10 protein-coding genes are annotated in these 14579 nt (G+C 66.2%); 3 read left to right on the top strand and 7 right to left on the bottom strand.

Annotation, left to right across the window (positions count from 1 at the left end; translation table 11 throughout):
- Positions 1 to 284 precede the first annotated feature (284 nt).
- From AB7E19_RS04875 to AB7E19_RS04905, 7 genes are all read right to left on the bottom strand, one after another.
- Positions 285 to 3191, bottom strand: a complete 2907-nt coding sequence (locus tag AB7E19_RS04875; RefSeq protein WP_427934687.1) for a DUF748 domain-containing protein — start codon at positions 3189 to 3191, stop codon at positions 285 to 287.
- Between the two features lie 270 nt (positions 3192 to 3461).
- Positions 3462 to 3875, bottom strand: a complete 414-nt coding sequence (locus AB7E19_RS04880; RefSeq protein ID WP_010674587.1) for a MerR family transcriptional regulator — start codon at positions 3873 to 3875, stop codon at positions 3462 to 3464.
- A 54-nt stretch (positions 3876 to 3929) separates the two neighbouring features.
- Positions 3930 to 4901 (bottom strand): hydroxymethylglutaryl-CoA lyase, encoded by a 972-nt coding sequence (locus AB7E19_RS04885; protein WP_322131225.1) that lies wholly within the window; start codon positions 4899 to 4901, stop codon positions 3930 to 3932.
- Positions 4898 to 6862: an acetyl/propionyl/methylcrotonyl-CoA carboxylase subunit alpha gene (locus tag AB7E19_RS04890; protein WP_322131224.1), complete on the bottom strand. Its 1965-nt coding sequence runs from the start codon at positions 6860 to 6862 to the stop codon at positions 4898 to 4900. The genes AB7E19_RS04885 and AB7E19_RS04890 overlap by 4 nt, the downstream gene beginning before the upstream one ends.
- 109 nt (positions 6863 to 6971) lie before the next feature.
- Positions 6972 to 7820, bottom strand: coding sequence for an enoyl-CoA hydratase-related protein (locus AB7E19_RS04895; protein ID WP_322131223.1), 849 nt, complete (start codon positions 7818 to 7820; stop codon positions 6972 to 6974).
- 9 nt (positions 7821 to 7829) lie between these two features.
- Positions 7830 to 9446, bottom strand: a complete 1617-nt coding sequence (locus AB7E19_RS04900; RefSeq protein ID WP_322131222.1) for a carboxyl transferase domain-containing protein — start codon at positions 9444 to 9446, stop codon at positions 7830 to 7832.
- Positions 9443 to 10591, bottom strand: coding sequence for an isovaleryl-CoA dehydrogenase (locus AB7E19_RS04905; RefSeq protein WP_324047216.1), 1149 nt, complete (start codon positions 10589 to 10591; stop codon positions 9443 to 9445). Before AB7E19_RS04905 ends, AB7E19_RS04900 begins: the two co-directional genes overlap by 4 nt.
- A gap of 256 nt (positions 10592 to 10847) precedes the next feature.
- Here AB7E19_RS04905 and AB7E19_RS04910 point away from each other — a divergent pair, with 256 nt between their 5' ends.
- From AB7E19_RS04910 to AB7E19_RS04920, 3 genes are all read left to right on the top strand, one after another.
- The gene (locus AB7E19_RS04910; protein WP_427934688.1) at positions 10848 to 12359 is read left to right on the top strand and encodes a CoA-acylating methylmalonate-semialdehyde dehydrogenase; all 1512 of its coding nucleotides are present in this window, start codon (positions 10848 to 10850) and stop codon (positions 12357 to 12359) included.
- Between the two features lie 81 nt (positions 12360 to 12440).
- Positions 12441 to 13598: an acyl-CoA dehydrogenase family protein gene (locus tag AB7E19_RS04915; protein ID WP_427934689.1), complete on the top strand. Its 1158-nt coding sequence runs from the start codon at positions 12441 to 12443 to the stop codon at positions 13596 to 13598.
- A 118-nt stretch (positions 13599 to 13716) separates the two neighbouring features.
- Entirely contained in the window at positions 13717 to 14508 is a 792-nt protein-coding gene (locus AB7E19_RS04920; protein WP_427934690.1) for an enoyl-CoA hydratase, read from the top strand.
- Positions 14509 to 14579: the final 71 nt, after the last annotated feature.

Consider the following 14579-nt stretch of genomic DNA (forward strand, 5'->3'; position numbering starts at 1 on the left):
GAAGACGCTTCAAAATGTAAGGGGGGCGCGGGGTTGGCCCTGTGGCGTGCGCGAGAGGGTGTTCAGGATTGGCCCGATTAGACACTGTATATCTGATCGGGCCATCTATTTTGACATGCCGACATGCCGACATGCCGACATGCCGACATGCTGGATAAAGGGATAACCGGATTGTTCGGGACGGCTAGCGAGAGACATATCCTGATGTAAGGGGTCGGGGGGTGGGAGCCCCTTGGGCCATATGCCGTCGGGGCAAACAAGAGGGGCATCCGGCGGGCGCCGGATCAGTTGTCCAGGGTCAGCACCACCTTGGCTTCCTTGTCCGTCTCCTTCACCTGGCTGTCGAGCACGAAGAGGCGCTCCGGCGCGATGCCCTGGGTATCCACCAGATACTCCTTGGTGTTCTGGGCGCGGCGCATGGCGAGGTTTCGCAGGGACTTGGCGGTGATGAGCTGCTGATCCCGCAGCAGGAGCACCGCCTGGGCGCGCAGGGCCTCGCTCCCTTCATCGAGTCGCAACCGGTCGGCCAGATCCCCGAGATCTTCGTTGAACTTGGCTTCATAGGCCTCTGCCAGTGCGGATTGCATGGCGGGATCCTGCTCCAGCAGCGTCAAATCCACCGGGCTGCCGGTGGTCTTGGCCAGCAGCCGCTCAAGCTTCTGGCGCTGGAGGATGGGGCGCTCTTCGTTGAAGTTGACCTTGCCGCGGATGTTCATGCTGAGCTTGGGCCTCTCCTTGAGGGCCTGGGCGAGGGTGGTCAGCTTGGTCTGCTGGGTCGGGGTCAGGGCGGGATCGCCAGGCAGGAAGGGGAGCTCGTCGAGATCCTTGGTGCCCCCCGTCAAGGACGCAAGCAGGGAGAAGGGGGAGGTGATGGCCTTGCCGAGGGTATTGCCGAGCACGTCCCAGAAGATATTGCCCAGGCTGAAATCAGGCTGATCCAGATTGCCCTTCACCTTGAGGTTCATCTTGATGACGCCGTTCGAATCGCTCAGCAGGGCGATGGCGAGGCCGAGGGGCAGATCCTTGGCCTGCTCGCTCTTGACCTTCTCCCCGAGTTGCAGCTTCTTGATGGTGATGTCGTTGTCCCCCTCCAGCCGGTTGCCCTGCAGCTTGTAGTTGAGCTTCATGGAGAGCTGCCCCTTGTCGATGGCATATCCTGCATAGGTGCTGGAGTAGGGGGTGAAGGTGGTGAGCTCCAGGTTGTTGAAGGCCACGGCCACATCCAGCACGGGATCCTCGATGAGCAGGTTGGCGCCCCCCCGGATGGTGACGGGGGCATAGCGGTCCACCTTGCCGTTGAAGGCGAGTTCGGAGCGCTGCCCAGGGGTGTTGCTGATATGGCGGCTCTGGCCATCGAGGGAGGCGATGTCCACCACGAACTCCGGGCTCAGGCTGCGATCGGCGAAGCGCAGGTTGCCCTGGGCGGTACGGATCTGATCGATGACGATGTGCGGGGCGGGGGCGCTCTCCTTGTCGTTCGCGGCGGGTTGCGGCAGCAGCAGTTGCTGCACGTTGGTGATCCCCTCTTCGTTGATCTCGATGCGGGCATAGGGTTTGCTGAGCAGGATGTCGGCGATGCGCAGTTGCTGGCTCAGGCCATCATAGTGCAGGCCGCTCAATTGCAGATTCTCTATCTGGAGCAGGCGCTGGTTGTCGGCCCGATCCAGCACGTTGAGCCCGGCGACCTCGAGTCCACCGCTTATCTCCAGCTTGCTGATGGCCCCTTGGCGGTCGGTGGCCAGGTCCAGCCTGGTGCGGCTGGCAAGCTCGCCGTCCCGCACGCTGATGCGCAGCAGATCCTGCAGGTAGGGTTGGGCCAGGGTCAGCGGCAGCCCCTGCTGGCGGATGGCGCCGTTCAGGGTGAAGGGGGTCAGCCCCAGGGTGCCGTCAAACGCCACCGTCGTCCTGGTGTCGAGGGCTGCGTTGAGGGTGAGGGGGCTGGGTTGGGCGGTCTGGCTGCCAAGGGGCCCCAGGGTGAGGGCGATGGCGGAGATTGCCCGTTTCAGGGGCTTGCCGCTGGTGGCTTCGGTCAGGGTGAGGCTGCCCTGGTCGATGCGGGTCTGCTTGAGGGCCCATTGCCAGGGCTTGGCGGGGGTGGCCGGTTGTTTGCCCCCCTTGGGGGTCTTCTGGGGGATCAGCAGGTCCGCGAGATCCAGTTGTTGCTGGTGGTCGAGGACGGCGGTGATGGTGGGGCTCTTGAGGGTGGCGGCATCGAGCTCAAGGCGCTGCTTGTTGCCATCGATGCGGATCCCGGTCAGCGCCAACTGCTTGAAGCGGGCAAATTCCTCCCCCTTGTTGCGTGTGAGCTGCCAGTTGGCCAGGGTCAGCTTGCCCTTTGACAACTGCCAGTCCAGTCCCTGCTTGCCCTGGGTGAGGCGATAGGCGAGCTCGGCGCTGGCCTCCCCTTTGGCGAGGGTCGCCTTGAGATAGGGGGCCCAGAGGGGGGCGAAGGGGGCGATGGCCACCTTGCCAAGGCTGAGGTTGCCCTTGCCGGTGCCGCTCATCATGTCGAACTCCCCTTCGGCCTTGAGGGGGCTCTTCTCGTTGACGGTGGCGCTCAGGCGATAGGGGTTGAGCGCCCCCTCTGCGCTGGAAAAGCCGGGCAGGTGCAGGGCGAGCTTGTCCAGGGTGAGGGGCGGCACCCACCCCGGGCTGCTCTGCTTGCGGGTGTCCCGGTAGCTGAGCCGGCCCTGCTCGACGGACAGCTTGCCGATGGTCACCAGCACGGGCTCGGTGGCGGCTGGCGGTGTTTGCTCCGGCGCAGGGGAGAGCAGGGAGGCCAGTGCATCGGTCAGGTTGAAGCGCACCTCCCCTTTGAGATCCTCGAGGCGCACCATATCTGCCCTGGGGGCGGTCAGGGTGGCCTCTTCCAGTACCAGGGCGCGCTGCTGCCAGCTCGCTTTCAAGGCGGGAATGAGCTTCAGCTCTTCAAATGACACCAGCGTTTGCTGCTGGTCATCGAGCAGGGCGCTGGGCCCCAGCACGAGGGAGGGGGAGCGGATCCCCACCTCTATCTTGCCAAGGGAGAGGTGCAGACCGTAATGGGTGGCAAGCCAGCCGGGGAGATGGCGCTGGATGAGGGTCGGCGCCTGCCAGAGCAGGATGGTGATGCCGATGAGCAGGAGCGCGAGAAGATAGAGGGCATAGCGCAGCAGACGAGCGGGCAGAGGCTTGAGCATGATGGTCTCCATTTGATGCGCATATGGTAGCAATTAATCGTGCCCGGTTCATGGGAAGGACTCATGAGGTGCGCCGCACTCTGACCGGGCTGGGGAATTATTGTGCGACCAAGGCCGGATTTCCCCCGTTTGCCCCACCTCGCCGCTTGCCCAAACCGCCCAGTCTGTCCGGCATGTCGCGACGGGCGATGTGGGAACAAGGGGGTTGCCGGGTCAGGGCCTGCCACTGCGGATATCCACTGGAAAACCGGGATACCGGGGGCGAGATACCCCCAGAGTCTGTCAATCCCCGTCGGTTTTCAAGCCGCCGAGGGAGTGGATGCAGCGCTGCTCGGCGGCATCGAGCTCGGCCATCACCATCTGGATGTCCTCCAGTTGCTGGCGCAGGGAGTGGCGTCTGGCCTCGATGAGCTGGATCATGGAGTGAAGCTGCATCCGGCTGGAGCGGTCGGTGTCGTACATGTCGAACAGCTCGCGGATCTCCGCCAGGCTGAACCCGAGGCGCTTGCCGCGCAGGGTCAATTTCAGGCGGATCCTGTCCTTGTGGCTGTAGATACGGGTCTGCCCCTCCCGGGTCGGGGTGATGAGCCCCTCGTCCTCGTAATAGCGGATGGTGCGGGGGGTGATGTCGAACTCCTGGGCCAGCTCCGAGATGCTGTAGGTCCTCTCCTTGCCACTGGCGTGTCTGGCTCTCATGGTGCGCCCTCCTGATGAGCTGGCGGGGTCCTGGCACAGCGGCAAGGGCCGGGTTCATGATGCATGATGGCCTCCCGGGGGGCGCTGCTCTCGCTCTTGTGCGAGGCGCCGTTCCCTCCCGTGCAGGGCCTGGCCGACCCGGGAGCCGTTGGGGCGCCCCAGCAGCTCGCTCACCCACTGGCCGGTGGCGGCCAGCTGGTCGAGATCGACGCCGGTGCTCATGCCAAGGCCGTGCAGCAGATAGACCACCTCTTCCGACGCCACATTGCCGGAGGCGCCGGGGGCATAGGGGCAGCCGCCGAGCCCGGCCACCGAGCAGTCGATGGTGCGGATCCCGCGCTCGAGCGCCGGCAGCAGGTTGGCCAGCCCCTGGCCGTAGGTGTCGTGAAAATGAACCGCAAGCCGGCCCGCCGGGATCTCGTGCAGCACCGCATCCAGCATGGGAGCCACGGTGCCCGGGGTGCCGACGCCGATGGTGTCGCCGAGGGATATCTCGTGGCAGCCCAGATCCAGCAGCCGCTCGGCCAGGGCGGCGACCCGTTTCGGGCGGGTCGGGCCGTCGAACGGGCAGGCGATGACGGTGGAGAGGTAGCCGCGCACCTTGATGCCGAGGCTGCGCGCCTCCTGCACCAGGGGGGCAAAGCGCACCAGGGACTCCTCCACGCTGATGCCGATGTTGGCCCGGGTGAAGCCGTCCGAGCAGGCGGTGAAGAGGCCTATCTCGTCGGCGCGTGCGGCGATGGCGGCCTGCAGACCCTGCAGATTGGGCACCAGGGCGCCATAGCGGGTTGGCCCCCTGCGCGGCATGGCGTTGAAGAGTGCGGCGGAATCCGCCATCTGCGGTACCTTTTTGGGCGACACGAAGGCCCCCACCTCGATGCGCTGCAACCCGCTCTCGGCCAGGCGGGCGATGAGCGCCAGCCGCTGCGCCAGGGAGAGGGTGGCGGTCTCATTTTGCAGGCCGTCCCGCGGCCCCATCTCCACCAGGCTGACCTTGTCGTCCCGGTTCTCGTGCGTGTGGCTCATGAGCGCTCCTCCTGCGCGGTATGGTCCTCGGCAAAGCGCACCAGCACGGCGCCCTGGCTCACCTGTTCCCCCTGGCGGCACTGCAGGGCCTCAATCACCCCGTCCCGGTCGGCCTTGAGGACGTGCTCCATTTTCATCGCCTCCAGCACCAGCAGGGGTTGCCCCTTGCTGACCGGCTGGCCGGCCTCGACCTGCAGCGCCACCACGATGCCGTGCATGGGGGCCAGGATGCCCGGGACATGGCTCGTGTCGTGATCATGGTGGAGCTGATGATGCTGATCATCGAGCGAGAAGCGGATGCGTCTGCCCGCCAGGTGCAGCAAATAGGCACCCTCGCCGAGGGGCTGCACCGGATAGCGCTGCCAATGTCCACTCTGGCACAGGCGGATCTGATCTGACCCGAGTTCAAACGGGATCTGCTCGCCCTGCCAGAGCAGGGCGCCCCCTCGCTCGGCGAGGGTGAGAGTGCGGGTCTCCTCGCCGATGCGCACCGTGGCGCAAAAGCGGCGGGTGGGGCCCAGCCGAAAGCCTGCGGCCTGCTGCCAGGGGGAGGCATCGCGCTCGCAAGTGGCGAGCCAGAGGGTGGCGAGGGGCCAGGCGAGCGCCGGAACGGGCAGGGTGTCGGTGGGAATGGGCCACTGGGTGTGGTGGCGCATCGCCAGCACCTCTGGCGCTTCGCACAGGCGCTGCAGGAGCGGGCCGTTGTGCACCAGAGGGCCGAGATCCAGGGCTGCCAGGGCATCGGCCAGGGTGGCAAAGGCTTCGCTGCGGCTCGGTGCGTGGGCGACGAGCTTGGCGATCATGGGGTCGTAATAGGGGCTCACCTCATCGCCAGCGGTGACGCCGGTGTCGATGCGCACCCCCTTGGGCCAGGTGAGCCAGTGGATGGGGCCGCTCGCTGGCAGAAAACCGGCGGCCACGTCCTCGGCGTAGAGGCGCGCCTCCACCGCGTGGCCACGCAGCACCACCTGTTCCTGGGTGAGGGGCAGCGGTTTGCCCTCGGCCACCGCCAGCTGCCAGGCCACCAGATCCTGGCCTGTGATGGCTTCGGTAACCGGATGCTCCACCTGCAACCGGGTGTTCATCTCCATGAAGAAGAACTCCTCCCCGCATAGCAGAAACTCGATGGTGCCAGCCCCCTGATAGTGGATGGCCTTGGCCGCCGCCACGGCCGCCTCGCCCATGGCGCGGCGCAGGGCAGGGGAGATGTCGGGGGCGGGGGCCTCCTCGATCACCTTCTGGTGGCGGCGCTGCAAGGAGCAGTCCCTGTCCCCCAGATAGATGGCGTTGCCGAGGGCATCGGCAAACACCTGCACCTCCACGTGGCGGGCGCGGGGGAGATAGCGCTCCAGCAGCACATGGTCGTCGCCAAAGGCGGCACTCGCCTCCCGCTTGACCGCCGCCAGGGCCGCGTCAAAGTCGGCCAGCTGATCGACCCGCCGCATCCCCTTGCCACCGCCGCCGCTGGCCGCCTTGATAAGGAGCGGGAAGCCCACCTGGCTCGCCTGATCGCGCAAAAAGTCGGGGTGCTGATCCGCGCCGTGATAACCGGGCAGCACGGGGACGCCGGCTGCCTGCATCAGCCCCTTGGCCCCCGACTTGTCCCCCATGGCGAGGATGGCGCCGCCGCTTGGGCCGACAAAGCGCAGGCCCCGCTGCTCGCAGGCGGTGGCAAAGTCGCTGTTCTCGGAGAGGAAACCGTAGCCCGGGTGGATGGCGTCGGCATTCGCCTCTTTGGCAATCTTGAGCACCTTGCCGGTGTCGAGGTAGCTCTCCCGGGCGGGGGCCGGCCCCAGATGCCAGGCCTCGTCGGCTTCGCGCACGTGCATGGCGCGGGCGTCGGCGTCCGAGTAGAGGGCGATGGTGTGAATGCCGAGGCGTCGTGCTGTCTTGATGATGCGCACGGCGATTTCACCGCGGTTGGCGATCAGCAGGCGCTTGATGGGAGAGTGGTTGGTCATGCTGACTCCCTGCTGTTGAAGGTGCACAAGTGCGAAGCGTGTTGATCCACACTCCAGTGATATTGACCACAGTTGGCGATCAGCAGGCGCTTGATGGGGTGGTATTGAGTCATGCTTCGTCCTTGAAACAGGGGCGCCATGTTGGGGGGCGTTTGTCGAAGAAGGCCTGGATCCCCTCCTGGGCCTCGAGGCCGACCCGTACCCGGGCGATGGTCTCGACGGTCTGCTCTTCGTGCTGGTGGCCTGGGCGCCCTTCGAGGGCGGCCAGCAGCCGCTTGGTCTCCTTCATCGCCTGGGGGCCGTTGCGACACAACCGCAGGGCCATGGCGCGTCCCTCCGCCAACAACTGATCAGGCTGGCTGAGCCTGTGCACCACGTTGAGTCGGCAGGCGGTGATGGCATCGAAAGGCTCCGCGCTCAGCATGTAGCGGCGGGCCTGGCGCATCCCCATGGCGCGCACCACGTAGGGGCTGATCACCGCAGGCACCAGTCCCAGGGTCACCTCGGAGAGGCAGAAGCGGGCATTTTCGCTGGCCAGCACGATGTCGCAGGCGCAGACAAGTCCCAAGGCTCCGCCGTAGGCGGCCCCCTGCACCAGGGCCACCGTGGGGAAGGGCAGCTCGTCCAGTGCCTGCATCAGGTGGGCCAGCACCCGGGCGTCCTCGCGATTCTTGTCAAAGGCGCGGGGGTCGAACGCTTCCCCTGCCATCTTGCGCATCCACTCGAGATCGGCGCCCGCGCAAAAATGCGGCCCCTCGGCGCGCAGCAGCAGCACGTGGGGGCGTTCGGCGAGGGGCTGGCTGTGGGCCAGCTCGTCGAGACAGTCGAGCAGCCCCTGCATCAGGTCGGCATCGAGGGCGTTGTGACGGGCCGGGCGGGCGAGCACCAGCTCGATCACCGGGCCGTGGCGCTCCAGGCGAAAATGGGCAAGTGGATCGTTGAAGAGCGGGTCTGACATATGAACTCCTTACATCCGGAAGATGCCGTACTGCCCGGGGCCAGGCTCGGCCCCCTGGCAGGCCGCCAGCGCCAGGGCCAGCACGGTGCGGCTCTGGGCCGGGTCGATGACGCCGTCATCCCACAGGCGAGCACTGGCGTAATAGGGGTGACCCTGGCGCTCGTATTGCGCGATCACCGGGGCGCGAATGGCGGCCGCCTCCGGCTCGCCCAGAGTCTTGCCCTCGGCCGCCAGCTTGTCCCGGCGCACCTGCACCAGCACCCCGGCCGCCTGCTCGCCACCCATGACGGAGATGCGGCTGTTGGGCCAGCTGAAGAGAAAATCCGGTTCATAAGCGCGCCCGCACATGCCGTAGTTGCCGGCACCGAAGCTGCCGCCGACGATCAGGGTGATCTTGGGCACCCGGCTGCAGGCCACGGCGGTCACCAGCTTGGCGCCGTGCTTGGCAATCCCCTCTTTCTCCGCCGTACTCCCCACCATAAAGCCGGTGATGTTTTGCAGAAACAGCAGCGGGATCCCCCGCTGGTTGCAGAGCTGGATGAAGTGAGCCCCCTTCTGGGCGCTGTCGCTGTGCAGCACGCCGTTGTTGGCGAGGATCCCCACCTGCATGCCCTCAATGCGGGAAAAACCCGTCACCAAGGTAGTGCCGAACAACGCCTTGAATTCGTCAAACACAGAGCCATCTACCAGCCGGGCGATCAGTTCTCGTGCGTCATAGGGGCGCTTGAGACTGGTGCCCACCAGGCCGTAGAGCTCCTCGATGGGGTAGTGCGGCTCATCATAGGAGGGAGCGGATGGGGCGGGTGACGCCGCCGTCTGGTTGTCCCCCAGGTTGCTTACCAGGGTGCGGGCGATGGCCAGGGCATGGGCATCGTCCCGGGCCATGTGATCCGCCACCCCGGAGTGGACGCAGTGCACCTCGGCGCCGCCCAAGGCTTCTGCGCTGATCTCCTCGCCGGTGGCGGCCTTGACCAGGGGCGGGCCCGCCAGAAAGAGGGTGGCCTGTTCCCTGACCATGATCGACTCGTCCGCCATGGCGGGCACGTAGGCGCCCCCGGCGGTACAGAGCCCCATCACCACCGCCAGCTGGGGGATGCTCTGGGCCGACATGCGAGCCTGGTTGTAGAAGATGCGGCCAAAATGCTCCCGGTCGGGGAATACCTCGTCCTGCATGGGCAGGAAGGCGCCGCCGGAATCCACCAGATAGAGGCAGGGGAGGCGCAGCCGCTCGGCGATGGCCTGGGCGCGCAGGTGTTTCTTCACCGTGAGCGGGTAGTAGGTGCCGCCCTTCACGGTGGCGTCATTCACCACCAGCATGCACAGGCGCCCAGAGATCCGACCGATGCCGGTGAGGATGCCGGCGGCGGGCACCGGTTCGTCATAGACCTGCCAGCCAGCCAACGCCGACAGTTCGAGAAAGGGGGAGCCCGGGTCCAGCAGCTGGTCGATGCGCTCGCGGGGCAGCAGCTTGCCGCGGGCCTGATGGCGGGCGTTGTTGGCAGCGCCCCCGCCCAAGGCTATCTCCTCCAGGCGGGCATTGAGATCGTCGACCAGGGCCTGCATGGCGGCCCGATTGGCCTCATAGTCGGGGCTCGCGGTGTCGAGGCGGGAGTGGATCCTGCTCATGCGCTCTCTCCCATCAGCTCGCGACCGATGAGCCAGCGGCGGATCTCCGAGGTGCCGGCGCCGATTTCGTAGAGTTTGGCGTCCCGCAGCAGGCGGCCTGTGGGGTATTCGTTGATGTAGCCGTTGCCGCCGAGCAGCTGGATGGCATCGAGGGCCATCTGGGTGGCGTTCTCGGCGGCAAACAGGATGGCGGCGGCGCAATCCTTGCGGCTGGTGCGGCCCTGATCGCAGGCGCTCGCCACCGAATAGACCAGAGCCCGGCTGCTGGCGAGACGGGTATACATGTCGGCGAGCTTGCCCTGCACCAGCTGAAACTCGCCGATGGCCTGACCGAACTGCTTGCGCTCGCGCACATAGGGCAGCACCACGTCCATGCAGGCCTGCATGATGCCAAGGGGGCCGGCGGCCAGCACCACCCGCTCGTAGTCGAGCCCGCTCATCAGTACCTTGACCCCCCCGTGTAGGGGGCCCAGCAGGTTCTCCTGCGGCACCCGGCAGTTGTCGAACACCAGCTCGCAGGTACTGGAGCCGCGCATGCCGAGCTTGTCGAGCTTCTGGGCGGTGGAAAAACCGGGAGTCCCCGCCTCGACGATAAAGGCGGAAATCCCTTTGGGCCCGGCGGCGGCATCCGTCTTGGCATAGATGACGAAGGTGTTGGCATCGGGCCCATTGGTGATCCACATCTTGTTGCCGTTCAGCACGAAGTGATCCCCCTCGCGCACCGCGGTGAGGCGCATGCTCACCACGTCGGAGCCGGCACCCGGCTCGCTCATGGCCAGCGCCCCCACGTGTTTGCCGCTGACCAGATCAGGCAGATATCTCGCCTTCTGATCAGGGGTGCCGTGGCGGTGGATCTGGTTGATGCAGAGATTGGAGTGGGCGCCGTAGGAGAGGCCGACCGAGGCGCTGGCGCGGCTCACCTGCTCCATCACCAGCACATGGGCCAGATAGCCGAGGTTCACCCCGTCATACTCCTCCGCCACCGTGATGCCGTGCAGCCCCAGCTCACCCATGCGGGGCCAGAGATCCCGGGGGAAAGCGTTGCTCTGATCGATCTCGCTGGCGCGCGGTGCGATCACTTTCTGGCAGAAAGCCTCGACCTGTTCGGTCAGGGCCTGGAGGGTTTCATCCATCAGGGCATGCATCCGTGCTCTCCTTGGTGCAGTGGACTGCCGATTTCCCCTGCCATCAGGGTGATGACTGGTCAGTCCATTCGTGATTCAAGTTTACGTTAGCGTAAACGTAAATGAGTTGTTAGTCTAAGGTAAATTCGATGGCAGCCCGTCGCAAGGGCTACCCGGGTAGATGAGCGCAAGGAGTGAACAGGATGTGCAACAGCAACATGGATGTGGCCGGCCCAGGGTGGCCTGCCATCGCCTGCCCACGGGCTAGGAGGGGGGCATGAGCCAGCATCACACCCAGTACGGGGATCTGCCGCTCTACATCGGTGGCGAGGCGTGTCCGTCCGCAAGCGACGAGTGGATAGAGGTGACCGACCCGGCGGACCAGCATCTGCTGGCGCGGGTGCCGAAAGCTACCTCTGCGGAAATTGAGCTGGCGGTGCGCACCGCCCACGACGCCTACCTGCAGTGGCGGGAGGTGCCTCCCTCCGAGCGAGCCCGGGTGATGTTCAACTACCAGCATCTGCTCAAAGCCCATCACGACGAGCTGGCGACCCTGCTGGCCCAGGAAACCGGCAAGAACCTGGCGGACGCCAAGGGGGACGTCTGGCGCGGCATCGAGGTGGTGGAGCAGGCCTGCGCCATTGCGAGCCAGACCCTGGGGGAGACCATGGGCAACGTGGCGCGCCGGGTCGACGGCCACTCCTGGGTGCAGCCCCTCGGGGTCTGCGTCGGCATCACGCCGTTCAACTTTCCGGCCATGATCCCGCTGTGGATGTTCCCGCTGGCGGTGGCCTGCGGCAACGGCTTTGTGCTCAAGCCCTCCGAGCAGGATCCTCTCACCCCCATGCGCCTGGCCGAGCTGTTTACCGAGGCGGGGGCCCCCAGGGGCATTCTGTCGGTGGTGCATGGCGGCGCCGAGCAGGTGGATGCGCTGCTGGCCCATCCCGATGTCAAGGCAGTCAGTTTCGTGGGCTCGGCCCGGGTCGGCGGCCACGTCTATCGCAGTGCCACGTCGCAGCTCAAGCGCGCCCAGTGTTTTGTCGGCGCCAAGAATCACATGGTGATCATGCCGGATGCCAACAAGGCGCAGGTACTCGGCAACCTGGTGGGGGCCGGGGTCGGCGCCGCCGGTCAGCGCTGCATGGCCATCAGCGTGGCGGTGTTCGTGGGGAGCGCCAGGGAGTGGATCCCCGAGCTTGCCGCCGAGTTCGCCAAGGTGAAACCCGGCGTCTGGCACGACCCCGAGGCGGCTTATGGCCCCCTCATCAGCCCGGAGGCGAAAGTCAGGGTGGAGGGGCTTATCGAGGCAGGGATTGCCGAGGGAGCCGAGTGCCTCTTGGACGGCCGTTTTTGCGACGTACCCGGCTACCCGGTGGGCAACTGGGTGGGGCCGACCCTGTTTCGCGGCGTGACCCCCGAGATGCGCATCTACCGGGAGGAGATCTTCGGGCCCGTGCTGGCCTGCCTCGAGGTGGGGAGCCTGGATGAGGCGCTTGCCCTCATCAACGCCAACCCCTACGGCAACGGCACCTCCCTCTTCACCGGCTGTGGCGCCGCCGCCCGCAAGTTTCGCCACGAGGTGGCGGTGGGCCAGGTGGGGATCAACGTGCCCATCCCGGTGCCGCTGCCGTTCTTCTCCTTTACCGGCTGGCGCGGCTCCTTCTACGGGGATCTGCACGCCTACGGCAAGCAGGCGGTGCGTTTTTACACCGAGACCAAGACGGTGACGGAGCGCTGGTTCGACGAAGACATTCCCAGCGGCCCCAATATGACCATTCAGCTGCGCTGACGGCAGGGGTTACCCACTTTGCCCGGGTGCCCCCATTGACAGCAACGGATCGACGGAACAAATACAAAGGAAGCGAACAAGATGGATTTTACCCTGACCGAATCCCAACGGGCCTGTGTCGAGTCGGCCGGCGCCTTCGCCGATCTGGCGCTCAAACCCCACGCCGCACGCTGGGACAGGGAGCACGAGTTCCCCATCCCCACCATCAAGCAGGCGGCGGCGCTGGGCCTGTGCGGCCTCTATACCCCGGAGCAGTATGACGGTCTGGGCCTGAGCCGGCTCGATGCCAGCCTCATCTTCGAGCGCCTCGCCATGGGCTGCACCTCCACCACCGCCTATCTCACTATCCACAACATGGTGAGCTGGATGCTGGGTAGCTGGCTGCCTGCCGAGGTGGCCGAGGAGTGGGTACCGAGGCTAGCCAGCGGCGAGCTGCTGGGATCCTACTGCCTCACCGAGCCGGGGGCGGGCTCCGACGCTGCGGCCCTCAAGACCCGCGCCGTGCGCGATGGCGCGGATTACCTCCTCGATGGCAGCAAGGTGTTCATCTCGGGCGCCGGCAGCACCGACGTGCTGGTGGTGATGGCCCGCACCGGTGGCGAGGGGGCCAAGGGGATCTCCGCCTTTATGGTGCCCGCCGACACGCCGGGGGTGAGCTATGGCAAGGCGGAGGAGAAGATGGGCTGGAACAGCCAGCCGACCCGGGAGGTGAACTTCAATGCCGTGCGCATTCCCGCTCGCTTCCGGCTGGGGGAGGAGGGGGAAGGGTTCAAGTTCGCCATGCAGGCGCTCGATGGGGGGCGCATCAACATCGCCAGCTGTTCTCTGGGCACAGCCCAGCAGGCCCTGGACGACGCGTTGGAGCACGTGCGCCAGCGTCAGCAATTTGGACACCCGATCAGCGAATTCCAGAGCGTGCAGTTTCGCCTGGCCGACATGGCCACCGAGCTCGCCGCCGCCCGCCTGCTGGTGCGCCAGGCGGCCGCCAAACTCGATGAGGGCAGCCCGGACAAGAGTGCCTGGTGCGCCATGGCCAAGCGTTTTGCCACCGATGTGGGTCACCGCATTTGCGACGACGCCCTGCAACTCTTTGGCGGCTATGGTTATATCCGCGAGTATCCGCTTGAGCGCTATCTGCGCGATACCCGGGTGCACCGCATTCTGGAAGGGACGAATGAAGTGATGCGGCTCATCATCGCCCGCCACCTGCTGGCCGACCCCGGCCTGTCGCTGGAGTAGCGGGAGGGGCCTGCTCTGAGGACGCAGTCGGCGCGTCCTCATGCTTTGTGAGCCAGGTGCAGGTTGGCTCCATTCAACCCTGTCATCATGGGGCAGTTTTTTTGACAAGGACAACGCAATGACAAGGATCAGGCTCGAATATCACGGCCACGTGGCCTACATCACCCTCGATCACCCACCCGCCAACACCTGGACGCTCGCCAGCCTGAAAGCCTTCTTGCAGATGATGGTGGAGCTGGATGGTCGCCCCGACGTGGTGGCCCTGGTGATCCGCGGTGCCGGAGAGAAATTCTTCTGCGCTGGCGCCGATCTCAAGATGTTCGCCGACGGCAGCCTGGCGCATGCCCGCGAGGTGGCCGAGGCTTTTGGCCACGCCTTCGAGGCGCTGGCCCGCTTTCACGGGGTCAGCATCGCCGCCATCAACGGCTATGCCATGGGAGGGGGGCTCGAAGTCGCGCTGGCCTGCGACATCCGCATCGCCGAGCAGCAGGCCAAGCTGGGGTTGCCGGAGGCCTCGGTGGGGCTCCTGCCCTGTGCTGGCGGCACCCAGCGCCTCACCGAGCTGGTGGGGCCGGGCTGGGCCAAGCGGATGATCCTCTGCGGCGAGAAGGTGAGCGCCACCCTGGCCTACGAGATGGGGCTGGTGGAGGAGGTGGTGACCGAGGGGCACGCCTGGGAGGCGGCGCAGCAGATGGCCCAGCTGGTGGAGCGCCAGAGCCCGAGCGCCCTGCGTGCCTGCAAACAGCTCATCAATCAGGGGCGAAGCACCCACAGGGACGCGGCGCTGCCGCTCGAGCGCAGCCTGTTTCTCGCCCTGTTTGACGATACCAACCAGCGCGAAGGGGTGGCGGCCTTCCTCGAGAAGCGGGCCCCGCGCTGGCGTTACGACCAATCCAGGCCGAAAGAGTGAGGGAGTGAAGAATGAATGAGGTAATGATGGCGGCCCGCCATGTCGCAGGGGCAGATACCCGGTCTGCGGGG

The organism is Aeromonas sp., from assembly GCF_050252055.1.
GTDB classification, from domain to species: Bacteria; Pseudomonadota; Gammaproteobacteria; order Enterobacterales; family Aeromonadaceae; genus Aeromonas; species Aeromonas caviae.

Excerpts from the sequence above, each read along its gene's own strand:
- AB7E19_RS04915 (WP_427934689.1), top strand. The coding sequence starts at position 12,441 with ATGGATTTTACCCTGACCGAATCCCAACGGGCCTGTGTCGAGTCGGCC.
- AB7E19_RS04910 (WP_427934688.1), top strand. The coding sequence starts at position 10,848 with ATGAGCCAGCATCACACCCAGTACGGGGATCTGCCGCTCTACATCGGT.
- AB7E19_RS04875 (WP_427934687.1), bottom strand. The coding sequence starts at position 3,191 with ATGGAGACCATCATGCTCAAGCCTCTGCCCGCTCGTCTGCTGCGCTAT.
- AB7E19_RS04895 (WP_322131223.1), bottom strand. The coding sequence starts at position 7,820 with ATGTCAGACCCGCTCTTCAACGATCCACTTGCCCATTTTCGCCTGGAG.
- AB7E19_RS04880 (WP_010674587.1), bottom strand. The coding sequence starts at position 3,875 with ATGAGAGCCAGACACGCCAGTGGCAAGGAGAGGACCTACAGCATCTCG.
- AB7E19_RS04920 (WP_427934690.1), top strand. The coding sequence starts at position 13,717 with ATGACAAGGATCAGGCTCGAATATCACGGCCACGTGGCCTACATCACC.
- AB7E19_RS04900 (WP_322131222.1), bottom strand. The coding sequence starts at position 9,446 with ATGAGCAGGATCCACTCCCGCCTCGACACCGCGAGCCCCGACTATGAG.
- AB7E19_RS04885 (WP_322131225.1), bottom strand. The coding sequence starts at position 4,901 with ATGAGCCACACGCACGAGAACCGGGACGACAAGGTCAGCCTGGTGGAG.
- AB7E19_RS04905 (WP_324047216.1), bottom strand. The coding sequence starts at position 10,591 with ATGCATGCCCTGATGGATGAAACCCTCCAGGCCCTGACCGAACAGGTC.
- AB7E19_RS04890 (WP_322131224.1), bottom strand. The coding sequence starts at position 6,862 with ATGACCAACCACTCTCCCATCAAGCGCCTGCTGATCGCCAACCGCGGT.